The 24,083-nt window shown below is 32.4% G+C and carries 25 protein-coding genes; 10 read left to right on the top strand and 15 right to left on the bottom strand.

Features of this window, described 5'->3' with window-relative positions; translation table 11 throughout:
* The first annotated feature begins 30 nt into the window (after positions 1-30).
* A complete protein-coding gene (locus ACZ2G2_RS10125) occupies positions 31-1,077 on the top strand; it encodes an SRPBCC family protein (protein WP_470392006.1) in 1,047 nt (348 codons plus the stop codon).
* Positions 1,078-1,449 (top strand): fluoride efflux transporter CrcB, encoded by a 372-nt coding sequence (gene crcB, locus ACZ2G2_RS10120; RefSeq protein WP_090839994.1) that lies wholly within the window; start codon positions 1,078-1,080, stop codon positions 1,447-1,449. It begins immediately after the preceding gene.
* Position 1,450: 1 nt separating this feature from the next.
* Here crcB and ACZ2G2_RS10115 read toward each other — a convergent pair whose 3' ends face one another.
* Positions 1,451-2,056, bottom strand: a complete 606-nt coding sequence (locus ACZ2G2_RS10115; protein ID WP_470392005.1) for a DUF1684 domain-containing protein — start codon at positions 2,054-2,056, stop codon at positions 1,451-1,453.
* A 10-nt stretch (positions 2,057-2,066) separates the two neighbouring features.
* Positions 2,067-2,609 carry a DUF4252 domain-containing protein gene (locus ACZ2G2_RS10110; protein ID WP_090839998.1) on the bottom strand — a complete coding sequence of 181 codons (543 nt, stop codon included), beginning with the start codon at positions 2,607-2,609 and terminating at the stop codon, positions 2,067-2,069.
* A gap of 262 nt (positions 2,610-2,871) precedes the next feature.
* On the opposite strand from ACZ2G2_RS10110, the gene ACZ2G2_RS10105 reads away from it, so the two are divergent.
* Genes ACZ2G2_RS10105 through ACZ2G2_RS10095 form a run of 3 tightly spaced genes read left to right on the top strand, consistent with a single transcriptional unit; the run spans position 2,872 to position 5,219 of the window.
* Complete coding sequence (locus ACZ2G2_RS10105) at positions 2,872-4,083, top strand: MDR family MFS transporter (protein WP_090840000.1); 1,212 nt, start codon at positions 2,872-2,874, stop codon at positions 4,081-4,083.
* Positions 4,080-4,457: a VOC family protein gene (locus ACZ2G2_RS10100; protein WP_101203268.1), complete on the top strand. Its 378-nt coding sequence runs from the start codon at positions 4,080-4,082 to the stop codon at positions 4,455-4,457. Before ACZ2G2_RS10105 ends, ACZ2G2_RS10100 begins: the two co-directional genes overlap by 4 nt.
* Positions 4,458-4,460: 3 nt before the next feature.
* Complete coding sequence (locus tag ACZ2G2_RS10095; protein ID WP_470392004.1) at positions 4,461-5,219, top strand: DJ-1/PfpI family protein; 759 nt, start codon at positions 4,461-4,463, stop codon at positions 5,217-5,219.
* A 1-nt stretch (position 5,220) separates the two neighbouring features.
* Here the strand turns inward: ACZ2G2_RS10095 and ACZ2G2_RS10090 are convergent, their stop codons facing one another.
* The gene (locus ACZ2G2_RS10090; protein ID WP_090840006.1) at positions 5,221-5,661 is read right to left on the bottom strand and encodes an Lrp/AsnC family transcriptional regulator; all 441 of its coding nucleotides are present in this window, start codon (positions 5,659-5,661) and stop codon (positions 5,221-5,223) included.
* A 116-nt stretch (positions 5,662-5,777) separates the two neighbouring features.
* Between ACZ2G2_RS10090 and ACZ2G2_RS10085 the strand changes: the two genes are divergently transcribed.
* Positions 5,778-6,173, top strand: a complete 396-nt coding sequence (locus tag ACZ2G2_RS10085) for a hypothetical protein (RefSeq protein WP_090840008.1) — start codon at positions 5,778-5,780, stop codon at positions 6,171-6,173.
* Positions 6,174-6,176: 3 nt separating this feature from the next.
* Here the strand turns inward: ACZ2G2_RS10085 and ACZ2G2_RS10080 are convergent, their stop codons facing one another.
* From ACZ2G2_RS10080 to ACZ2G2_RS10065, 4 genes are all read right to left on the bottom strand, one after another.
* Positions 6,177-6,791 (bottom strand): DEAD/DEAH box helicase, encoded by a 615-nt coding sequence (locus ACZ2G2_RS10080; protein WP_101203271.1) that lies wholly within the window; start codon positions 6,789-6,791, stop codon positions 6,177-6,179.
* A 57-nt stretch (positions 6,792-6,848) separates the two neighbouring features.
* Positions 6,849-7,388: a sigma-70 family RNA polymerase sigma factor gene (locus ACZ2G2_RS10075; protein WP_470392003.1), complete on the bottom strand. Its 540-nt coding sequence runs from the start codon at positions 7,386-7,388 to the stop codon at positions 6,849-6,851.
* A 263-nt stretch (positions 7,389-7,651) separates the two neighbouring features.
* Complete coding sequence (locus ACZ2G2_RS10070; RefSeq protein WP_470392002.1) at positions 7,652-8,125, bottom strand: OsmC family protein; 474 nt, start codon at positions 8,123-8,125, stop codon at positions 7,652-7,654.
* Positions 8,126-8,396: 271 nt separating this feature from the next.
* Positions 8,397-11,810: a methylmalonyl-CoA mutase family protein gene (locus tag ACZ2G2_RS10065; RefSeq protein ID WP_470392001.1), complete on the bottom strand. Its 3,414-nt coding sequence runs from the start codon at positions 11,808-11,810 to the stop codon at positions 8,397-8,399.
* Between the two features lie 144 nt (positions 11,811-11,954).
* On the opposite strand from ACZ2G2_RS10065, the gene purU reads away from it, so the two are divergent.
* The 3 genes from purU (at position 11,955) to ACZ2G2_RS10050 (ending at position 14,083) form a co-directional block, all read left to right on the top strand.
* Complete coding sequence (gene purU, locus ACZ2G2_RS10060) at positions 11,955-12,809, top strand: formyltetrahydrofolate deformylase (protein ID WP_470392000.1); 855 nt, start codon at positions 11,955-11,957, stop codon at positions 12,807-12,809.
* Between the two features lie 131 nt (positions 12,810-12,940).
* On the top strand, positions 12,941-13,642 hold the full coding sequence (locus ACZ2G2_RS10055; protein ID WP_090840017.1) for a DUF4197 domain-containing protein: 702 nt from the start codon (positions 12,941-12,943) through the stop codon (positions 13,640-13,642).
* 243 nt (positions 13,643-13,885) lie between these two features.
* Positions 13,886-14,083, top strand: a complete 198-nt coding sequence (locus ACZ2G2_RS10050) for a Lacal_2735 family protein (RefSeq protein ID WP_090840019.1) — start codon at positions 13,886-13,888, stop codon at positions 14,081-14,083.
* Here ACZ2G2_RS10050 and ACZ2G2_RS10045 read toward each other — a convergent pair.
* The 3 genes from ACZ2G2_RS10045 to prfA form a co-directional block, all read right to left on the bottom strand.
* Complete coding sequence (locus ACZ2G2_RS10045) at positions 14,066-14,845, bottom strand: ABC transporter substrate-binding protein (RefSeq protein WP_470391999.1); 780 nt, start codon at positions 14,843-14,845, stop codon at positions 14,066-14,068. The two genes, ACZ2G2_RS10050 and ACZ2G2_RS10045, sit on opposite strands and share 18 nt — an antisense overlap.
* A 262-nt stretch (positions 14,846-15,107) precedes the next feature.
* Positions 15,108-15,926, bottom strand: a complete 819-nt coding sequence (pyrF, locus tag ACZ2G2_RS10040; RefSeq protein WP_090840023.1) for an orotidine-5'-phosphate decarboxylase — start codon at positions 15,924-15,926, stop codon at positions 15,108-15,110.
* 34 nt (positions 15,927-15,960) lie between these two features.
* Entirely contained in the window at positions 15,961-17,037 is a 1,077-nt protein-coding gene (gene prfA, locus ACZ2G2_RS10035) for a peptide chain release factor 1 (RefSeq protein ID WP_101203276.1), read from the bottom strand.
* A 410-nt stretch (positions 17,038-17,447) separates the two neighbouring features.
* Here prfA and ACZ2G2_RS10030 point away from each other — a divergent pair, with 410 nt between their 5' ends.
* Positions 17,448-18,107, top strand: a complete 660-nt coding sequence (locus ACZ2G2_RS10030; protein WP_090840029.1) for an ATP-binding cassette domain-containing protein — start codon at positions 17,448-17,450, stop codon at positions 18,105-18,107.
* Between the two features lie 3 nt (positions 18,108-18,110).
* On the opposite strand, the gene ACZ2G2_RS10025 is transcribed toward ACZ2G2_RS10030, so the two are convergent.
* From ACZ2G2_RS10025 to ACZ2G2_RS10005, 5 genes are all read right to left on the bottom strand, one after another.
* The gene (locus ACZ2G2_RS10025; protein WP_470391998.1) at positions 18,111-18,719 is read right to left on the bottom strand and encodes a hypothetical protein; all 609 of its coding nucleotides are present in this window, start codon (positions 18,717-18,719) and stop codon (positions 18,111-18,113) included.
* Positions 18,720-18,816: 97 nt separating this feature from the next.
* Positions 18,817-19,761, bottom strand: a complete 945-nt coding sequence (locus ACZ2G2_RS10020; protein ID WP_101203280.1) for a DUF3078 domain-containing protein — start codon at positions 19,759-19,761, stop codon at positions 18,817-18,819.
* A 23-nt stretch (positions 19,762-19,784) separates the two neighbouring features.
* Entirely contained in the window at positions 19,785-20,963 is a 1,179-nt protein-coding gene (locus tag ACZ2G2_RS10015) for an AIR synthase related protein (RefSeq protein WP_470391997.1), read from the bottom strand.
* Between the two features lie 91 nt (positions 20,964-21,054).
* Positions 21,055-22,542: a carboxypeptidase regulatory-like domain-containing protein gene (locus ACZ2G2_RS10010; protein ID WP_470391996.1), complete on the bottom strand. Its 1,488-nt coding sequence runs from the start codon at positions 22,540-22,542 to the stop codon at positions 21,055-21,057.
* A 44-nt stretch (positions 22,543-22,586) separates the two neighbouring features.
* Positions 22,587-24,074 carry a CsgG/HfaB family protein gene (locus tag ACZ2G2_RS10005; RefSeq protein ID WP_090840039.1) on the bottom strand — a complete coding sequence of 496 codons (1,488 nt, stop codon included), beginning with the start codon at positions 24,072-24,074 and terminating at the stop codon, positions 22,587-22,589.
* Between the last annotated feature and the right edge of the window lie 9 nt (positions 24,075-24,083).

Below are 24,083 nucleotides of genomic sequence, written 5' to 3'. Positions count from 1 at the left end.
GAAATAACTAACTATTTAATTTTGCTCAGAATGAAATACATAAAGTACCTATTGTTTCTTTTATTAATTGCAATTATAGCAATAGCTATTTATGTAGCAGTACAACCTAATGATTATACAGTAACTAGAAGTAAAACTATACAAGCACCTGCAAGTCTAATTTACAATGAAGTTATTGATTTTAAAAACTGGGAAGATTGGAATGCTTGGATTGAAGAAAAGCCAGAAATGACTATTACTTATCCTGAGCAAACAAAAGGTATAGATGGCGCTTATTATTGGACTGATAATGGCGAAACGGGCACAATGACCACAACAGATAACAATCCAAATAAATCGATAACACAAGTCATGCAATTTGGAGACTATCCTAGCTCTGATGTTATATGGAATTTTACACCAAACCCTGACGGAAGTACGGCGGTAAAGTGGACCATTTCTGGGAAAAATTTACCGTTTGGATTTAAAGCATATAGTGCGTTTTCTGGAGGGATGGACAAGCAAATAGGACCGTATTATGAGCGTAGTTTGGACCTTCTAGATCGTAAGGTTACAGAAAGCATGAAACAACATAGCATAACAATAAATGGTGTTACGGAACATGGTGGTGGCTTTTATGTATACAACACCACTTCTTCTAAAATGGAGACTTTTAAAGGAAAAATGGAGCAAATGTTTCCAAAATTAAAACAATATTTTAAGGACAATAATATCACGCCATCTGGAGCACCATTTGTAATTTATCATAAATGGGATTTAGAGAATAATGCAGTTATGTTTTCTTGTGCAATGCCAACTGCAGATCGTATTATTACTTCTCAAGATGATATATTAACTGGACAATTAGAACCTTTTAGCGCTTTAAAAACAACCTTAAAAGGAAACTATTCTCACTTAGAAAAAGCATGGAATACTGCAATGAGCTACCAAACAGATAACAACTTAGTTGCAGATAAAACAGGTGTAACTTTGGAAGTATATGTGACAGATCCAACCAACACACCAAATCCATCAGATTGGATTACAGAAATATATTTACCTATACTAATAGAAAACAACACAACTTTAAGTAATTAAATGAAACAACTTGTATTAGTCTTTGTAGGTGGTGGTTTTGGAAGCGTCCTGCGTTATATTATTGGAAAAGCACTTAATAATACTGAAAACGGGATTCCGTATGGCACCTTTTTAGCCAATATTTTGGGTAGTTTATTAATAGGGATTATTCTAGGTTTAGCCTTAAAAAACAACACCCTTAACAATAATCAAACGTTATTATTAGCAACTGGTTTTTGTGGTGGATTCACAACTTTCTCTACGTTTGCTTATGAGAATCACTTGTTTTTAAAATCAGGAGATTTTACAAGTTTTGCTCTTTATACTATTACCAGTTTTATACTTGGTTTTTTAGCAGTATTTTTTGGGATGTGGGTTGCTAAACAATTTTAATCTAGTCTTTTTTATACTTTTTAACTCCAGCTTCAATGCGCAAATATAAAATGTTTTCGCTTGGTACAATGGGGCAAGAATACTTTTTATTATAAGCACAATAGGGATTATACGCCCTATTAAAGTTTATAACCATTTGGTTATTTTCCGGCAACTTAACCTCGACATAACGTCCGCCCTTATAGCTTTCTTCTCCGTTAGTATTATCCATAAATGGCAAAAACAGAGCTTCCTCCTCGCCTAGTTGCTTTACAGATTCGATATTTTGATAGACGTTTAGATTTTGCTCTTTTCCGTCTATAGTAAAAGTAACTTCGCCATATTTTACATAATCTACTAAACGATCTGTAGTTGTTTTCATTTTAAAAGAAGACTCATTTGGTGTTCTTTTAAACGCTGCAGTAACTACGTAAGTACTATCAAATTTAAAAAAATCTAAACTTCTAAAGGCTTTACGGTCACTATCCTTTAAAGGCGATTTTGCTGCATCTTTAAAATTAGCATTCATTTCGCGTTGGTACTCAGTATCTCCTAACAAGGGTAGCTTATCTTGAGCACAGCTTAATGTAACAGAAATTATGATAAATAAAACAACAACTTTTTTCATAAATATAGACTTAGTTATTTGGGTTAAACGAAGGACTAATAGTCATATTGCTATTAGATTTATAAGATTGTAATAAATCCTGAGAAAAGGCATCAAAATTTTTAGCTTCTGATAAGACTTTTATTTTATCGGGATCAAAACTACCTTTTAAATAAAACGCTGTCGTTTTTAAATTATTACTATTAAAAATAATGACATCTGTTAAAATGTTACCACGTTCTTTGACCGAAATAATTCTAGTCTCGGCAACCTCATTTTTTCTAAACATATCAGTAAAACCAGAGTTTGTAACTGCATTCATTTCAGAAATAACAGAGGCTCTTCTTTGCTCGCTTACCTGTTCTAATTGGATGTATTTTAAATCTTGTAAATTTCCAATAACACTTTTTGTTTGCACAGAAACCGAACTTAGCAAAGCTTTCATAAAATTAGGCACTTGAAAAGACGTCGCACCCAAGTCTGTTTTATGAGCATTATAAAACCCTTGAAATGAAGCGCTTCCGCAAGAAAAAAACAGCGTAAAAAGTGATATGATAAATAGTGTTTTTTTCATTTATAAAAATTTATTTAATTGTGGTTTAAAAAAATAGGCTGTTCAAAAATACAACTTAATAAAAATTTTTGTCTAGATTTGAACTCAATAAAGCAAAAAAAAATGAATTTAGTCATTACATATTTAACTAAACAAACCTCTTGGAGACATTCAAGCAGTTGGACCTGTTATATGTTATGCTGATTTAAATATCAATTTATACAATACAAAAAAGTCCAACCTAACCGTTGGACTTTTTACATTTATACTAACTACCAAACCAATGAAAAAACTACTAAAAAATTACATAAGCACTTTTGACGGACTGTCAAAAGAAGTATGGTGGCTGTCTTTAATTACCTTAATTAACAGAGCCGGTACCATGGTTATTCCTTTTTTGTCTTTGTATTTAACAGAAGACTTAGGATTTACTTTGTCAAACGTCGGTACAATAATGACCGCTTTTGGACTTGGATCTGTCATCGGATCATGGTTAGGCGGAAAACTAACCGATAAGATTGGTTACTATAAAATAATGGTTTTTAGTTTATTTATTTCTGGCTTCATGTTTATTGGCTTGCAATACCTAAAAACAATTTACACCTTGTCCTTAGGTATTTTTGCTTTAATGGTTGTTGCAGATATGTTTAGACCAGCCATGTTTGTAGCGTTAAGCGCCTACAGTAAACCCGAAAACAAAACTAGAAGTGTCACTTTAATTAGATTAGCTATTAATTTGGGCTTTTCTGCAGGTCCCGCTGTTGGAGGTTTAATAATTGTTAGCTTAGGTTATGGTGGTCTATTTTGGGTAGACGGTATTACTTGTATTGCTGCCACACTATTATTAATAAAGGTGCTAAACCCTAAAAAGACACGCGTACAAGATGAAATTAAAGTAGACAACCCCTACTCTGCCTATAAAGACAAACCGTTTATTATCTTTTTATTTGCACTGTTTTTGTTTGGTTTTATATTCCTGCAATACTTTTCTACAATGCCTTTATATTACAGAGAAAGACACTTGTTAAGCGAATTAGAAATTGGATTACTACTAGGTGCCAATGGTTTTTTTATCTTTTTATTAGAAATGCCATTAATTAAGTATTTAGAAAATACGCGCTTTGCTAAGACGTCACTAATATTATTTGGTGCTTTTTTAACTGCCATTAGTTTTCTAATTCTTAATTTTTCTAACTGGTCAGGCATTCTAATTTTTGCTATGTTTTTAATGACGCTTGGCGAAATGATAGCTTTTCCTTTCGCTAATGCGTTTGCATTACAACAAGCTAAAAAAGGAAACCAAGGAGAATATATGGCATTATATTCCATAGCTTTTTCTTTTGCCCACATCTTTGGTCATAAATCAGGAATGGAGCTTGTAGAAGGTGTCGGCTATGACAACACATGGTATATCATGACTGTCTTAGGTGGTTTATGCATGCTACTTTTATATATCTTAAATCAATTTATAAAACGTAAAAAATTAGTTAGATGAATTTAAACCAAGTCACTATATCATCTGTTAATTTAGAAAAAGCTGTGGCATTTTATACTTTATTAGGTCTCAAACTTATTGTAGATGCGTTACCGCGTTACGCAAGGTTTGAGTGTCCTGATGGAGACGCTACATTTTCTATTCATTTTAATGAAAATAAACAACAACACAATAACACTATCGTTTACTTTGAAGATGAAAATTTAGAAGCTTTAGTTTTTCAACTGAAACAAAAAGGTATTACTTTTATATCAGAACTAGAACACAAGTCATGGCTTTGGACCGAAGCCCATCTTTTAGATCCCGACGGGAATAAAATTATATTATTTAAAGCTGCCAAAAACCGAAAAAATCCACCTTGGCGCATAAACTAGATTATGAAACATATACTATACCTTTTTACTGTATTACTTTTTGTTAGCTGTAATTCTTCTGAAACTAAAAAAGAAGATAAAACTAATACTAGTCCTATAGAAGAAACTAAAATAAAAAAGCAATTCCCAGATTTAAAACCAGACCGTTATAATGTAGCGTTTTTAATTATGGATGGCACATTTAATACTGAATTAACTGCCCCTTATGATATTTTTCAGCACACTATATTTAGAGATAGTATAAAAGCTATGAATGTATTTACGGTTGCTAATACAGACCATCCAATAACTACATTTGAAGGTATGCGTTTGCTACCTGATTACAACTATATTAAAGATAGCTTACCCAAAATTGATATACTAGTTGTGCCAAGTGCAGAGCATCATTTAGATACAGATTTAAACGATATAGCATTAATCAATTTTGTTAAACAAGTAGATAAAACTGCCACATTTGTAACCTCGCATTGCGATGGTGCTTTTGTATTAGCTGAAGCTGGTGTCTTAAACAATAAAGTATCCACAACGTTTCCAAGTGATATTGATACCATGCGTAAACGCTACCCAGATTTAGATATTAAAAAAGAGGTGCTTTTTGTGCATGATGGTAAATATATTACGTCTGCTGGAGGTGCTAAAAGCTTTGAAGCAGCCTTGTATTTATGTGAGTATTTATATGGTAAAGAGGTCGCACAATCCTTAGCTGGAGGCTTGGTTATAGATTGGGACTTAAATACCGTACCACACCTAATTGTAAAGTAAATTAAAATTTTTTAATAGAATTATTTTTAACAACGTGAGACAAGATAATTTGTGTTTTGCATTCGCCATACACAATTAACTGATCTATAAATGCTTCTAAATGTTTGTGGTTTTTCAATACCACTTCCATCACTATGTTTTCGTTACCCGTAATTCTATAGCAATTTACAACCTCATCAAGTGTTTTTACTTTTTCAAGGAAAGGCTTTAATTTTCCCATAAACGCTTGTAAAGTAATTAACGCCTTAAGTTGGTATCCTACTTCAAAAGGAGAGATTAATGTAATGTGATTTTGGATAATTCCTAAATCCTCCATTTTCTTAATACGCTCTGAAACAGCAGGAGAGGTAATTCCTACTTGTCGTCCAATAGCAGCGTTTGATTGTCTTGAATTTTGTTGCAAACACTTTAAAATCTTCCAACTTAGGTCATCAACAATCATATTAAAGTATTTTTATAAAATTATTTAATTATTAAAGCAAATATACATATATACTTTAAAATCGAAAGATAAAAATACAAGCTTGTTATTATTTTTGATAAAAAAGAAAAAGTAAAATGTCGGCTCCAATTCCTTCTCATCTTTCAGAACTACCTATATATAAGCAAGCTATGCAAATATTTATGTTGTCTAGAAATATTTCTAGTTACTTAAATCATGATTTAGCGTATTTATACGACGATGGTAGAGAGGACTCAAATATTTATGTATCTGGAGATATTGTACAGCAATCTGTGTCTTTAGCACCAGAGATTATTAGTGCGGAACTAGAACATTGTCATTATAAAAAGCATAGACATATTGCGTCCGTAAACCTATTAACCAATAGGTTATACAAGAACTGTAGTCGTTTAGAATCTTGTAATAGTAATGGTAAAGATTATTTACCAATATTAAAAAGAGAAATCCGTAAGTTTAGAAAACTACAAACTACTTGGATGTTAACGCTGTAGATTTTAAGTAAAATCTACTATCCTCGCATTATACATAAAGGAGTCTTGAAAGGCCTTAATTTTTGCATTAAACGTTTCAGAAAAAATTACAAATTTGGCTTTGGGTGCACTTTCGCTTAATCTTAGAATATAGTTATGAAAGTTATTTCTTACAATAAAATCAGCATCATGCAGCATAAACAACTGTAATTCACCTAAATGCAAACTATTTAAATGATATAACTTGCTTAATCGTTTTGGTGTAGCAATTAGTATATCAACACCATAATACACTTCTTCACGTTGTTTTTCTAAATCATACTCTTCATAAGCACAATATAAACGTAAATCTGTTCTTTTTGTAAACACTTCAAAACGCTCCCTTAAATCTAAAGCAGCTTTTTTATCTTTGACTACAATTAATGCTCTTGCAGAATCCTCAAAAGCTTCAGCACCCAATTTTTGAATGGTACTAATAATCATTGCTGTAGTCTTACCGCAATCTTTTGGACCAATAGCATACACATCGCTTCCTGCTTTTATTAAAGGCATCACTTGTTTTTGAAACGGATTAGTAGTTTCAAAACCTGCTTTTTCAATATTTTCTTTTAATGAAGGATGGTATTTCTTGAAAGACATTTATTTAATTATGATAAGTAAACTATTAGTGTAATCTGTAGTTGGCAAAGATACTAATTAATGGCACATTTTACAGTCTGCTTTATCTTTAACTTCTCCAACCAAAAAACCATCATCATTAACCACAAAATCACAACAGCCTACAAAACCTTGTGCAATTAGTTTTCGTCCGCGTTGTATTTGAGATTTAACTGTTGGTAATGCCAAATGTAATTGTGCTGCAATCTCTGATTGCTTTACACCTTTTATATCACTTAAAAATAGTGGATCTCGATACTTTTTAGGCAAACTTTTAATAATCCCATGTAAACAATCAACTTCTGTATGTTCTAATTTTTGTTCTTCAAAAATAAAATCTTCGTCAGTCGTTTCATAAACTATTTTTTGACTTCTAAAATAATCTAAAACAGTATACCTTGCTATAGAAAACAACCAAGACTTCAGTTTGTCTTTATCTTTTAAAGTATTTAATTTAGTGTGCACTTTTATAAACGTTTCTTGCAATAAATCGTCCGCTACCACAGCATCTTTTACTTTACTAAAAATAAAATATTTGATGTCGTCTGCATGTAATTTCCAAATGTCTTGAGTATCCATAGTTATGTATTAAAAGAAACGCTAATCTTAGTATAAAGTTACCAAAACTAGCGTTATTATTACTTCTTTTAAGTGTTGCTTAACAGTTGCAATTTGTACAAGTACAATTATCGCAAGTACAATTTTGGCAATTTCCTTTTGAGCAACCGTCACAGTTACAATTACAGTCTTTATTTTTCATGATATCTATTTTTATGTTCATATAATAGACGTGAATACTTTAAAAAAGATGCAAAACATGTAAATTATTTTTTAATACTTGATTATCGTACTACTATTTTCGCGTCATGAACAATAGGAAAATTGCATGAATTAGCTATAAAACAAAGTTGATTAGCTTTAGTATGAAGACTTTTTGCCAACTCTTTTTGACTTGCGTCTTTTATACTTACAACTGGTTTTAATCTTACCGTTTTAAAACTACCACTACCTGAAGCATTGACTTCTAAATCGCCTTCAGCATTATCTGTATAACTTAATACTTCTATATTATTTTGAGCACAGACGTATAAATAAGACATCATGTGGCATGATGTTAACGCCGATAATAATAAATCTTCAGGGTTGTATAACGTGTCATCTCCTCTAAATGGTTTTGCTGCGGATACTTTTAAAGGCGTTGCTTTGTTCTCTATCAGCACCTCATGATTACGACTGAAGGTTCTTGGGTTTTTAGTGCTTTCGCCTTCATTTATATTCCAATTTATAGTAGCTTGAAAAGTATGATTGATAGACATATTTTTTTTTATTGAATATAAAAAAAGCGTTTCAGATTGAAACGCTTTTTTTGTTTTATGTATTGATATTATTGGTTTACTCTTAATGACAAACGCTAGTTTATCTTTTTCGTTATTCACGAAAAGTAATTTTCTTAGATCCCAAATCAAGTTTGGGATAAGCGATTCACTCACTTTTCGTAAAAACGAAAATTATTTTCTTAGATCCCAAATCAAGTTTGGGATAAGCGATTCGCACCATTTTTACAAAAAATAAAAATGGGCTCTCTGCTTACATGTTACGACGATACTGTCCCCCTACTTCAAATAAAGAAGACGTGATTTCTCCTAAACTACATACTTTACAGACTTCCATTAAAGCCTCAAATATGTTTTCGTTATTAATAGCACGTACTTGTAAATCTTTTAACAAGGCTTTTGTTTCATTTGCCTCATGAAGATTTGCTAACGTTTTAATCTGGAATTGCTTTTCTTCTTCTGTTGCTCTAATGACTTCCGCAGGAATAACCGTTGGTGATCCTTTACTACTTAAGAAGGTATTTACGCCAATAATTGGGAATTTCCCGTTATGCTTTAACGTTTCGTAGTATAAACTTTCTTCTTGTATTTTACTACGTTGGTACATGGTTTCCATTGCACCAAGAACACCACCTCTTTCTGTAATTCTATCGAATTCTAAAAGCACCGCTTCTTCTACTAAATCTGTTAATTCTTCAATAATAAAAGAGCCTTGAATTGGGTTTTCGTTTTTATTTAATCCTAATTCTTTATTTATAATTAATTGAATTGCCATCGCACGTCTAACCGATTCTTCTGTAGGTGTTGTAATAGCCTCATCATACGCATTTGTGTGTAATGAGTTACAGTTATCATAAATAGCATACAAAGCTTGAAGCGTTGTACGAATATCATTAAAGTCAATTTCTTGAGCGTGTAAACTACGTCCTGACGTTTGAATATGATATTTCAACATTTGCGCTCTTGCATTAGCACCATACTTGTGCTTCATTGCTTTTGCCCAAATTTTACGTGCCACGCGACCAATTACAGCATATTCTGGATCAATTCCGTTTGAGAAAAAGAATGATAAGTTTGGACCAAATTTATTGATGTCCATACCACGACTTAAATAATATTCCACGTAAGTGAAACCATTAGATAACGTCAACGCTAATTGCGTAATTGGGTTTGCACCTGCTTCTGCAATATGATACCCAGAAATTGATACTGAATAAAAGTTACGCACGTTATTCTCGATAAAATACTCTTGAACATCTCCCATTAGTCTTAAGGCAAATTCTGTAGAGAAAATACAAGTATTTTGTGCTTGATCTTCTTTTAAAATATCTGCTTGAACCGTCCCTCTTACTTGCGCAATGGTATTCTTTTTAATCTCTGCATAAACGCCTGCTGGTAACACTTGATCTCCTGTAACACCAAGAAGCATTAAGCCTAACCCATTGTTTCCTTCAGGTAACTCGCCATTATAAGATGGACGCACTTTACCTTTATAAAGCTTAACAATTTTTGCTTCAACTTCTTTTTCAAGACCGTTTTCTTTAATGTAAAACTCACATTGTTGGTCGATAGCAGCATTCATAAAAAATCCTAATAACATAGGTGCAGGACCATTAATTGTCATACTTACCGACGTCATAACATTTGCTAAATCAAAACCAGAGTACAGTTTTTTAGCATCGTCTAAACAACAAATACTAACTCCTGCATTACCAATTTTACCATAAATATCTGGTCTTAAATCTGGGTCGTTTCCGTAAAGCGTTACACTATCAAAAGCGGTAGACAAGCGTTTTGCTGGTAAACCTGCACTTACATAGTGAAAACGTCTGTTGGTACGCTCTGGCCCACCTTCTCCTGCAAACATACGTGCTGGATCTTCTCCAGTACGTTTAAATGGATATAATCCCGAAGTATATGGAAATTCTCCTGGTACGTTTTCTTGTAAATTCCAACGTAATAAATCGCCCCAAGCTTGATACTTTGGTAAGGCTATTCTTGGGATTTGTAAGTGTGATAATGACTCAGAATGTGTTTCAATCTTAATCTCTTTATCTCTTACTTTAAAACTATAAATTGGATTTTTGTATTTGTTTACTTTCTCGTCCCAACCTGTAATCACTTCCCAATTGTAAGGATCTAAGTTTAATTTAACACGGTCAAATTCGCCAACTAAAAGTTTAACAAAGTCTTTATTATCGGTTGTTGCTACAACTGATTCTGAAGCTATTCCAGCTTTATCTAATGCTACAGTTCCTTCTAAAACAGATTCAATAGTTTTATAAATTCCGTAAAGTTTTTGCGCAACTTCAACTTGTGTATTTGCTGTTTTGTCATAGGCACGATTACTTTCTGCAATTTCAGATAAGTAACGTGTACGTGAAGGTGGAATAACGAAAATTTTCTCGCTCATTTCCTGAGAAATTTCAAATGTCGATTTTAAAACAGAATCCGTTTTCTCTACTAACTTATCCATGATGGCTTTGTAAAGCGTATTCATCCCTGGATCGTTAAATTGCGACGCAATAGTACCATAAACTGGTAAATCATCTTGGTGTACATCCCAAAGATTATTGTTACGCATGTATTGTTTTTTAACATCACGAAGGGCATCTAAAGACCCACGTTTGTCAAATTTATTGATGGCAACCAAATCTGCAAAATCAAGCATGTCGATTTTTTCTAATTGTGTTGCTGCACCAAATTCTGGAGTCATAACGTATAAAGCTACGTCAGAATGTTCCATAATTTCTGTATCAGATTGTCCAATTCCAGAGGTTTCTAATATAATTAAATCGTATTCCGCAGCTTTTAAAACCTGAACGGCTTCATTTACATATTTAGATAATGCTAAGTTAGATTGACGTGTTGCTAAACTACGCATGTATACTCTTGGCGAGTTGATAGCATTCATTCTAATTCTATCACCTAAAAGTGCTCCTCCTGTTTTACGCTTAGAAGGATCAACAGATACTAAACCAATTGTTTTTTCTGGAAAATCGACTAAAAAGCGACGCACTAACTCGTCTACTAAACTAGATTTACCTGCTCCACCTGTTCCTGTAATTCCTAAAACTGGTGTTTTAGACGCTTTATTTTTAATATGAATTTTATCTAAAGTCGCTTTAGCAACGTCAGGAAAGTTTTCTGCCGAAGAAATAATCCTAGCAATTGCTTTAGGATTTTTAGTAGGCAAAATATCCAACTCGTTACTTAAAACATCTCCAATAGCAAAATCCGATTGTTCAACTAAGTCATTAATCATGCCTTGTAATCCCATAGCACGTCCATCATCCGGAGAATAGATACGAGAAATACCGTAATCCATTAAATCCTTGATTTCTGAAGGTAAGATTACACCACCACCACCACCAAAAATCTTGATGTGCTCTGCGCCTCTTTCTTTTAATAAATCATACATGTATTTAAAATACTCGTTATGACCACCTTGGTAAGAGGTTAAACAAATAGCATTTGCATCCTCTTGAATTGCGGTGTTTACCACTTCGTCCACACTTCTATCGTGTCCTAAGTGGATTACCTCAACTCCTGTAGATTGGATAATACGACGCATGATATTTATGGACGCATCATGACCATCAAATAAGGCTGCTGCTGTTACTATTCTAACTTTATATTTTGGTTTGTATGGTGTTGCTTGTGTCATTCTTAAAATATAATGGGTTTTGAGGTTGCAATTTACGGAATATTCAAAAATATTGCTCTATAATCTGTAATTATCTAAAAGTTAAAAGCAAAAATAATAAGATGGCTTTTTTAGAGTAATTTTAGTCACTAATACCTATTGAAAATGAACAAATTAACCATCTTAATACACTGCAGTGATCAATCAGGAATTATTGCTAGCGTCACAAATTTTATTGCCACTAATAAGGGTAACATTGTTTATATAGATCAGTACGTAGATAGAGAGCAAAATATATTTTTTATGCGCTTAGAAAGCGAATTTGAAAGTGCTACATTTAAAACTGAGGCTTTCAAACATACTTTTAAGCAAGATTTAGCCAATCGTTTTAAAATGAAATGGCGTATTTACTCTACCGAAACAAAACCAAAAATGGCCTTATTTGTATCAAAATATGACCATTGCTTGTATGATATTTTGGGACGTTATAACTCTGGAGAACTAGAAGTGGACATTCCGTTTATAATTAGTAATCACAACACACTAAAACCTATTGCTGATAGTTTTAATATTCCGTTTTATCATATTCCAGTAACTAAAGAGACCAAAGCGCAAGCGGAAGACCAACAATTAGAATTATGTAAAAAACATGGTATTAACTTTATTGTTCTAGCGCGATACATGCAAATTGTATCTAGTAAAATTATAAGTCAATATCCAAACAAGGTGATTAATATACACCACTCTTTTCTACCGGCTTTTGTTGGTGCAAAACCATATCACTCCGCTTACAAACGTGGTGTAAAAATTATAGGTGCTACTAGTCATTATGTTACGGAAGCATTAGACGCTGGCCCGATTATTGAACAAGATGTTGCACGTGTGTCGCATACACATGCAATAGCCGATTTAATTGCAAAAGGACGTGATTTAGAAAAAATAGTTTTAGCCAACGCAATAAAACTTCATATTAAACGTAAAGTGATGGTTTTTAATAATAAGACTGTTATTTTCTCTTAATTTAGAATAATAGACACACACTTTTTAAGCTTGGTTTTATTCATTTTAAAAAGAAAACTAAAATAAAATGCAATTTTTGAATTAAAAACGCATCTTATTAATAGGTATATTTGTGCCTTAAATTATACAACATGAAAAAAATATTAGCCTTACTTATTGTTTTAAATTTTACTGCTTGCGCAGAATTACAGCAAGTTGTCAACCAATTACCTCAATCAGGAGGGATTAGCGATTTAGATATTGCTGGCGGACTACGAGAAGCTTTAGACTTAGGTATTGACAAACAGGTCTCTAAATTGACACAAACAGATGGTTTTTTTAAAAACGAATTAGTTAAAATTTTACTTCCAGAAGAATTACAAAAAGTAGACAAAGCGTTACGTGACATTGGTTTAAGCAGTTTAGCTGACGAAGGTTTAAAGGTTTTAAACAGAGCAGCTGAAGATGCAGTTGGAGAAGCGACACCTATATTTATTAATGCAGTTAAAGACATTACTTTTACAGATGCTAAAAACATTTTATTAGGTAGTAACGATGCTGCTACGCAATACTTAACAAGTAAAACACAAACGGCTTTATATGATAAGTTTAATCCTGTAATTAAAGCCTCTTTTGATAAAGTTGGTGCTGATCAAATTTGGTCTAACTTAATAAATAAATATAATGCTATACCTTTTACTAGTAACGTTAATCCTGATTTAACAGATTATGTTACAGGTGAAGCTTTAAAAGGTGTTTACAAAATGATTGCTGTTGAAGAGCAAGATATTAGAACTAAAGTGGGATCTAGAACAACTGCTTTACTTCAAAAAGTATTTGCTTTACAAGATTAACCGTTTTGTTAAACTTAGAATAATACTAAGTTAACATATAAATAAAATATATACTAGATATTTGCTGTGTAAAAGCGTCGCACTCAGACTCCTTTTATTGAGTTAGTTTAGTTAGTTAATAGAGTCTATTTTTTGTGGTAAAGAATGGGCTCTTTTACTTTTTACGATTTTATTGTTAGTTTTTCTTTTTTTATTAAAAAAATAAAAGTAATTTAATTACCTGAAAAACAACCTATAACAACTATGACTAGCCCCAATCTAATCAGACAAGAACAAAACAAACTAAACGAGCGCTATAAAGCATTAATCGAGCGCTCTTACAATTTGCGGCAAACAGATCACGAAGCAAGTGACGTTTCTGCCTATCAAGCGGTCAAGCTTTTAAACAAGATGAATAAACTAAATTATTTAGCTAGAGAAAGTCTAAAGGCCCTTTCTTAATTGCTTAAAGTAACTAAACGCTTGTACTAATCTTGATCCATACCACGAAAAATATTCTCCGTCAACCAAAATTGTTTTAGTATTTACAAATTCGGATTTATGTTTACTTTTAAATGGATAAGGCTCGCTGGAAAGTAACACCAGGTCCAAACTATCTTTATCCTGAATCTTAGCAATATCCACTTGAGGATATCGCTTTTGATTAGCATAAATATTATCTAATTTATTTAATTGAAGTAAGTGGTTAATAAATGTATTATTGGCTGCTACCATCCATGGATCTTTCCAAATAAAATAAGCGACTTTTAAAGTGGGTTTGTCATTTATGTACGCTTTAAAATCCATTAAGTTAGTTGTGATTTTAGCCTTAATACTTTCTGCTTTTGCATCAACATTAAATAGTTGTCCGTATTGCATTATAAGCGCTAAGCAATCTGTAATTGTAAAAATATCGGATACATGCACCGCACAGATGGATTGACAATCTTTTACAATAGCTTCTGTATTTTCTTCTTTGTTACACAAAATAATATCAGGCTTTAAAGCTTTAATCTTTTCTAGATTAATTTGCTTTGTGCCTCCTACAACCTGCTTTTCTCCTTTTAAATGTATTGGATGTATACAAAACTTAGTAAGACCAACAATAGTATCCTCTAAACCTAAATCGTACAATAATTCGGTTTGAGAAGGCACTAACGAGATGATACGTATTGGTGTGGTATCAAATGTTAACACATTACCTATTTGATCTTTAATTTTCATTTAATTATTACTTTAACGGAATGTTACTCCTCTAAATAATGCGATACTGAAATATATTCAGCATGACGTAAAGTTCTTATTTTATCTATAAATTACAATAGTCTAAGTATTCTAATCCTCTATGATAATAATTAACTTACTTTAATAATAATGCGATACTGAAACAAGTTCAGCATGACGTAGCGAGACAACATTATTTTTACTGACACCAATAATGTGATGCTGAAATAAATTCAGCATGACGGAGCGTTCAATTATTTATTTATTTATTATTTAAAACAACTTCCATTTGTTGTTGTAAGTCTTCTGCTTTAGCTGCTGCTGCTTGTGCAAAATCGTCGTTGCTTGAAGCATAAATAATCCCTCTAGAAGAATTGATTAGTAGTCCAACATTTTTGCTCATTCCATATTTACACACGTCTTGAAGATTTCCGCCTTGAGCGCCCACACCTGGAACTAATAAAAAACTATTTGGAACTATTTTTCTGATCTCAGCAAAATACTCGGCTTTAGTTGCTCCAACAACGTACATTAAATTTTCAGAATTCTTCCAATTTTTAGACGTTTCTAAAACTTGTTTGTACAACTCTTTTCCTTCTACTTGCTTGGTCTGGAAATCAAAAGCACCTTGGTTAGATGTCAATGCTAGCATTATTGTATGCTTATCTTTAAAGGCTAAAAAAGGCTCTACCGAATCTTTTCCCATGTATGGCGCAACAGTAACACTATCAAATGCTAAGTCTTCAAAAAAGGCTTTTGCATACATTGTACTAGTATTACCAATATCACCACGTTTAGCATCTGCTATTGTAAAAATATCTGGATGGTTATCATTAAGATAGTTTATTGTTTTCTCTAATGCTTTCCATCCTTTTAAACCATATGCTTCGTAAAATGCGGTATTAGGTTTATAAGCCACACATAAATGATGTGTTGCATCAATTATTGCTTTATTAAATTCGAAAATAGGATCTTCGGTTTGTAATAAATGTTGTGGAATTTTATTTAAATCGACGTCTAGTCCGATACACAGAAAAGACTTCTTTTTAATAATTTGTTCTGTTAGTTGTTGTGTTGTCATGCTATAAAAAAAGCCTCAATGAAGAGGCTTGATATTAAATATGTTCGTCACTAGCTTTTAATTTCTCTGTATTATCAGCTAATTGTAATTCGTCAATAATTTTTTGGATATCTCCATTTACAATATTTTGCAAATCGTATAACGTCAATCCAATTCTGTGATCCGTAACACGACCTTGAGAATAGTTGTAAGTTCTAATTTTAGCACTTCTATCTCCAGAGGTTACCATGGTACCACGCAATGCTGCATCTTCTTCGTTTTTCTTAGCTAACTCCATGTCGTATAAACGCGAACGTAATACTTTAAAAGCTTTCTCTTTGTTTTTATGCTGCGATTTTTGATCTTGACATTGCGCTACTAATCCTGTTGGTATGTGCGTTAAACGTACTGCAGAATATGTTGTGTTTACAGATTGACCACCTGGTCCTGAAGAACAGAAAAAATCTACACGTACCTCTTTTGGGTTAATCTCTACATCAAATTCCTCTGCTTCTGGAAATACCATTACAGTGGCAGCACTTGTATGCACACGTCCTTGTGTTTCTGTCTGCGGTACACGTTGTACACGGTGTACACCAGCTTCAAACTTCAAAGTCCCATAAACATCGTTACCAGTAACTTCAAATTGGATTTCTTTAAAACCACCATTTGTACCTTCGCTATAATCTACAGTATCTACTTTCCATCCTCTAGCTTCACAGTATTTACTGTACATTCTAAATAAATCTCCAGCAAAAATACTTGCTTCATCCCCTCCTGCTCCTGCTCGTAATTCTACAACAGCATTCTTAGAATCCTCCGGATCTTTAGGTATTAGAAGCACACGTATATCGTCTTCTAATTTAGGAATTTCCACTTTAGCTTCTTCATATTGCATTTTAGCCATTTCGACCATTTCGGCATCACTACCATCTGCTATGATTTCTTCCGCTTCTTTTAAATTTTCAGTAAACTCAAGATAAACCTCGCGCTTATCCATTAAAAGTCGTAAATCTTTATATTCTTTATTTAGTGCAACGTAACGTTTTTGATCGGTAATAACATCAGGTTGGATTATTAAATCGCTAACCTCATCAAAACGTTGCTTTACTATTTGTAACTTCTCTAACATCTTCTTCTTAAAATTGTGAAACAAAAATACGATAATTTATGAATTTTCAATACTTTATAGTAGTTTGCTTACAATTAAAATATTAGCGCCTTTTTACCGTTAAAACTATATGTTAAATCAGTTTATTGCCATACTATACTATTACCGCACCTTTGCTATATGGTCTCTTATTATTAATATTTTACTATTAATAACAAGCAGTTCCTACCTAATAGTTGCCCTTATAACTAAACTATTTTTAATAATTTTGCTATATTACATCGTCTCTCAAACGGATGCAAAACAAAAATTAGTTTTTTATAAAAACCTAGGCATCTCTGATTTAAAACTTTTTGGTTTTTTATATAGCATTGACGCTTTAGTAACTATTGCTTTTTTAAGTCTAATCCACCAATTTATATAGATACACTTTGATTTTTGAGATAGATAATGTAGAACTTTACTTTAGTGAAAAACGCATATTAAATGGCATTTATTTAAAGGCTGAGACCGGTAAAGTAACAACTTTATTAGGCAGTAATGGTTCTGGAAAAAGTTGCGTATTAAGTATTGCTTTTGGTACGCTTATCGCGAAATACAGCCACATCCGACTGGACAGTAAACCTTTATTAAAACCACTATATCTTACCAAAGCTGCTGCTTATTTACCACAACACAACTTTACACCAAATCAAGCTAAGGTCAATACCTTATTTACACTATTTAATGTTAGTTGGAGAAACTTTATTAAAGACTATCCTGAATTTAAAATCTACAAAAACAACACAATAAAGACCTTATCCGGTGGAGAAAGACGTGTGGTCGAAATATATTTAATACTAAAAAAGAAAGCTAAAATTATATTTTTAGATGAGCCCTTTAATGGTGTGGCTCCGTTATATATTGAAAAAATTAAGGCATTAATTATTGAAGAAAAAAAACACAAAGCAATTATACTAACAGACCACAGATACACCGAGGTTATTGAAATTGCAGACACAATATATTTAATAAAAAATGGATGCTCAAAATTAATTGAGACCCTTACAGAATTGGAAGATTACAAATACTTATCTCAAGGTAGTTTGTAGTAACTAACTTTTAATCTGTTCTTGATTATTAAAAAACACATAATAGCCCAAGCACATAAACCCTAAAAAGTATAGGATTCTTTCTGTAAAGAAAAACAAATCCGCATCAAAAAAATTAGCAACAAATCCGCTTAAATCTGTAAAAACAAACAAAAAAGTAAAGCCTGTAAAATAAACTGCTTTCTTAGAATCGTTTAAAAAGTAATATTTAGCAGCTAAGGCACATGATAAAACACAAACCACCCAATACGCTTGTATTGATAAGATTTGAGTGTAGTCCAACTCATTAGTAGTTTCTGCTACCGCCTTATAACCAATTAAAATATTAATTGCTATAACGACTACAAATAATAACGTAATAGTATTTCCTAATTTTTGAAATTTGAGCTTAGCAGAAAGCATAACACACAATATTAAAAAAGCCACCATCTTTATAACTGAATAAATCTCAATTACATACGGCTGTAAATAATACAAATCAAAACCATCCGCAATAACTAATAACGTTACAAATGGTAACAGCAAACGGTCTTTAACCCCTAAAAACAAGAAGAAGATTAGGTATAAAAAGCTAGATACCAGTCTAATAATCTGACTATAAAAAAAATCCAAAAACACTATTGATGTTATATTAATTATAACAACAACAAGAGTGACTATGTTAAAAAAGGATTTAGATTTCAAATATTGCTTTTTATAAATATAGCAATTAAAAATCTACTATCACACCAATTCCTAATAGTTGTTTCCACTGTAAAGCTGCTCCACGCTCCACAAACTCATCCTCCACATTTGTTTCTTCAATAATCTTAACATCATTATCGTATCTAATATGAGATCCTAAGGTTGCTTTTACAAAATCGTTAACCTTAAAATCAAACACAACTTCCCAGTCCACATCTATATTTCCAAAACTATTTAAATAATCGGTATATAAACTTACTCGGTTTTTTAGGTATACATTTTCTAATACTTCTGTTTCGTAAGCATTAGTGAGCAGAATACCCATTTCCGTCCTCACATTTTCACCGTTTTTAATTTTATTACCCAAAGTATCAAATACTGCTTTTTCGACACCAAACGCGCCAGAATCAGCTAACTCTTGATCTAAGACAAAAGTAGCTTTAAACGTTAAAGGGGACATGTAGAAGGATAATTTTTCGATATTCTTACCATATTCCACACCACCTCCGATAAATAAATATCCCGGAGCCATAAAACTAGAAATAGAATTGTCTCTATTTGGATAATTATATCCGTTGGTGTATTGTGTTTTAAAATTAAAACGCCCTGAATAATACCAATTAGTAATGGTGTCTTTTCTGTAACCAATGGTAGAAATTAACTCAAGCTCATCTTCAGTTTTACGTAACTTCTGACTTTCTTGCTTATTTACTCCATAGCGTGTTCTAACCTCGTTAAACCATATTAGATTGTTTTTTTTATAACGTAAACTAGATTTAATTGCTAATAATGCCGAAATTGAATTAGCGCCACCAGCATTCCAATTAACAAAAGTTACTTCGTTAATATCTACGCCAATCTTGTTTTTTTGTTTCCATTTAATGGTATCAACAACTTTTACTTCAGGTTCCGTTTGCGCGACCAAATTAGTAACGCAAAACATGAAGCACATTATAAAAATGTATCTCATATTTTTTAAAAATTAATTAGTAATTAATATTCAAACGTTCCGTAAGGACTTTCTATTGTTAGTTTTTTAGAATCTGAAGCTTCAACACGACCAACAACCTGTGCATTAACATTATAAGATTTTGAAATTGCAATAATTTCTTCTGCTTTTTCTGGAGATACATAAATTTCCATTCTATGCCCACAATTAAATACTTGATACATCTCTTTCCAATCTGTTTTAGATTGTTCTTGTATTAGCTTAAATAATGGAGGTACAGCAAATAAATTATCCTTAACAATATGAAGGTTATCTATAAAATGTAAAATCTTAGTTTGTGCTCCTCCACTACAATGTACCATTCCGTGGATATCTTCACTTGTATATTTAGATAAAATATCTTTAATAATTGGCGCATACGTTCTTGTTGGAGACAATACTAATTGTCCAGCATCTAATGGAGAGCCTTCTACTTTATCTGTTAATTTTACTTTTCCAGAGTACACCAAATCTTCTGGTACAGCAGCGTCAAAACTTTCTGGATATTTTTTAGCTAAATAATTATCAAAAACATCATGTCTTGCAGAAGTCAATCCGTTACTTCCCATACCTCCGTTATAGCCTTTCTCGTAAGTTGCTTGACCAAAACTTTCTAAACCAACAATTACATCTCCTGCTTTTATATTAGCATTGTCAATAACGTCGCTACGTTTTATTCTAGCGGTAACAGTAGAATCTACAATTATTGTTCTAACCAAGTCACCAACATCTGCTGTTTCTCCTCCAGTACTATGTATTGTTACTCCAAAACCTTTTAAGTCTTCAATCAACTCTTCGGTACCATTAATTATAGCCGATAATACTTCACCAGGAATTACACTTTTGTTACGTCCTATTGTTGAGGATAACATGATATTGTCGGTTGCTCCAACACATAACAAATCGTCAATATTCATTATTAAAGCATCTTGGGCAATACCTTTCCAAACAGACACATCACCGGTTTCTTTCCAATACATATACGCTAAAGACGATTTTGTCCCTGCGCCATCTGCATGCATAATCAAGCAATACTCCTGATCGTTAGTTAAATAATCTGGTACAATTTTGCAAAATGCTTTAGGAAACAAACCTTTGTCTATATTCTTAATCGCATTATGCACATCTTCTTTTGATGCAGATACACCTCTTTGACTGTAACGTTTTGAAATTTCTGAACTCATTGTGTTGTGTTAAGCAACAAAGATATTTATAAATAAAAAGCACACAAATATTTGTGTGCTTTTATAAGTAAATTTACAAACGGGTTATTAACTACTTCCAGTCAGGCATTTTTGCATTTTCTATTAATATTGTAATCTCTGACAAGGTTGCCAAACTTAATTTAGTAACATTTTGTTGTGATACACCATCATTAGATGTATTTACGTAAATAACCTCTGCTTCATTAGGAGAAAACTTAGGGTCTAAATCATTGGTTCCTGCAGCTTTTGAAGTCGAAATATCCGTTGCTGTCATAGTACCAATGTTATAAATAAACATATGCGTATCTAACTGCCTGTATTCTGCGTTTTGATTACCAGAAATATCATAACTGTATAATAATTGAGAACCATCAAACGCATAATCTAAACCACCAGCTGCTCCAGCTACACCTTGCAACACATAATCAATAATAACTCCTGAATTATTGATTGTATAAATCTCTACATTGTACCCTACAGTATTATTTGTTTTTACAGCCATACGCTGCGTACTTTGGTTCCAATCTACTTCTGTAATAAAATTACCATTTAGTGTCTGGTGTATTTGAGTAACGCCAGAACCGTTAGTATTAATTTTATATAATTTATCAAAACTTGCATAAGTAAATTTGGTATTACTGTTGGTCCATTCAAAATCCAACTCCTCTAGATTAAATCCATTTACAGGAATACTATTAGTTACCTGTGTTACATTAGCACCATTTAGGTCCATTGTATAAATATGAGTTTGTCCTCCGTTAGATCTTAAAAAGGCTAATTTGTCTACATTACTAGCTTTTCTTGGTCTCCAACTATTACTACTTGAAGATGTTAATTGATATTCATTACCGTCAGAATCTGCTGAAAAGATCACATTGTTTCCATTAATTTTTCTTGTAAAAAACAATCTATTATCCGGAAACTCTAATGTTTCAAAATTAAAAGTAGTGCTTATTACAACATCATTTATGTTGTCTGAAGCGGATACTTGCCAAAAGTATTTTGTACCATAGTCTAAGCCCGAAACTGTTAATGTCGTGTCTATTATATCCGTATACATTAATACGTCAGAATTCTGATCGTTTAAAATCTGAACTTCATATACCAAATCATCTTCTTCAGGATCAGAACCAGTCCAAACCAAATCTAAAGTTAAACTTTGACCAGTACTATTATTAGCAGGAGCGCTAAGTATAGGTGCATTTGGTGCATTATTATTTGCTGTCTCCACATCTAATTCGAAAATAACATTTACGCTATTATCCTCCGTAACAGTAGACGATTCAAATTTAGATAAATACCCGTCTTTTTGCGCCTCTATAGCATAGGTACCAACAGTTACATTATTGATTACAAACTCACCAGAAGCATCAGTAAAAACGATACTTGTTCCTGGGTTTGTAGAAATCTTTGTGTTTTCTAATGGTATATTATCGCCTTTAGACACGACTTTACCAGTAATTGCTCCCGTACCACTAAGTGACACTTTATCTTCACTACAGCTAACCATAGCTATTAAAACTAAGATTAAACTTATATACTTTGAAATTATTTTCATCTGTTTCAATTATTTAAATGTTAAATTAAAATTTAACAGATTGTTTAATTATTTTTATTTTCCTGACGAGCTGCTTTTATTTTTTCTTGCATCTGTCTACGATTTGCTTTTTTTGTCGCTTTCAACTCAGCGCGTTCCAATCTTTTCTCCTCTTTACGTTGATTAAATTTGGTATTGGGTTTAGACAAGTAAAAATTGACACCAACTCCAAAACGATAAAACATATCGTCAACTTTTCCAGCAACAACACCGTCAACCTTATCTGAAAACACAAGATTATGCTCTCCATAAATATAGACTCCTAAATTATCTTTAACCAAATACTCTAACCCAAAGCCGGCTTGCACTTTAGGATCTATAGCTTCAAAATAATTAGAAGCGTTAGTCCCTACTCCTGCAAATAAGTATGGTGTTAAGTTATCATATGGCAACACGCTATATTCTAAATTTAAATCAAAAGACATAAAACCTTCGTTTAAAACCTGTTTGTTTTCTAAATTAAATTTATTGTAGGTAAACCCCAAGTTTAAATAAGGGTTTAAAGTTTTTTTAAATCCAATTTTACTATTAAATTCTGGCTGAGGATCAGGTAAATCTCCATTTATTAACGTCCCTCCTAATGCTGCAGTAACCGCATAATTTCCGCGTCTTTCTGTTAGAAAACGCTCATACAGCTCCGTAGAAATTGCTTCATCCTTTTCTGCATCATAATCTGCAATTAATTTAGCTGTAGACTCCTCGCTTAATCGTGGTAGCCAAACCTCATCTTTTATACCTTCAATAATCAAAGCTTCTACTGCCTTTTCAATAGCTTCTTTCATTGCTAATTGAACTGGTTCATTTTTTGTAAACCCGATTTCTGTTTCAAGTAACCTTTGATACTTAACGTATTTAAATAAGTTAGCTGATACTGCTTGAGATAAAATAGTTTTTGAAATATAAACTGTTTTCAAAATTTTACCCGTAGATGTTGATACTGCTCTAAGGTAAACCGTTATTCTGTCTTGTCTGTATTGTGTAGAGCTTCCGATACCTAAATAACGTGCTCCTGCACCACCGGTAATGATATTAGTGTCATAAGATATAACACCACCTTCTAGTAAAACACCTGCATATAATAATGCTGGTAAAACGGGTTCGTTAGGATTTTTATTTTTTCTATACTCGTCTCTTGTAGATCTTATTATGTTTCTTTCGTTAAGTAGATTACCTAAGTTTTCTCTTTCAATAACAGTAAACCATTTAGAATCTTCCAATGCTTTAATCAACATAGTTGTACCTCCTTGAGATACTGCTGTACTAAACGTACTTCCATTTTCTACAGCTTTATATTGCCCTGTTTGATCTTTAAAATTATATACACCAGCAACTACTGGATTTTGAGGTAATGGAAAAGCTTCCAACTTACTAGTAACAGGACTTGTTTCTCCAATTCTCGCACGTTCTTGCTCGTAAGGCTGATTAAAAAAGGCACCACAGCTAGTTAGTAATAAAAAAAGTATGACTGCAAACGCAGGTCTATAATTTAACATAATGTATCG

It is taken from the genome of Olleya sp. KKT75 (assembly GCF_055635485.1).
The sequence above is the reverse complement of the archived record's forward strand: the minus strand, read 5'-3'. Positions and strand labels throughout refer to the sequence as shown.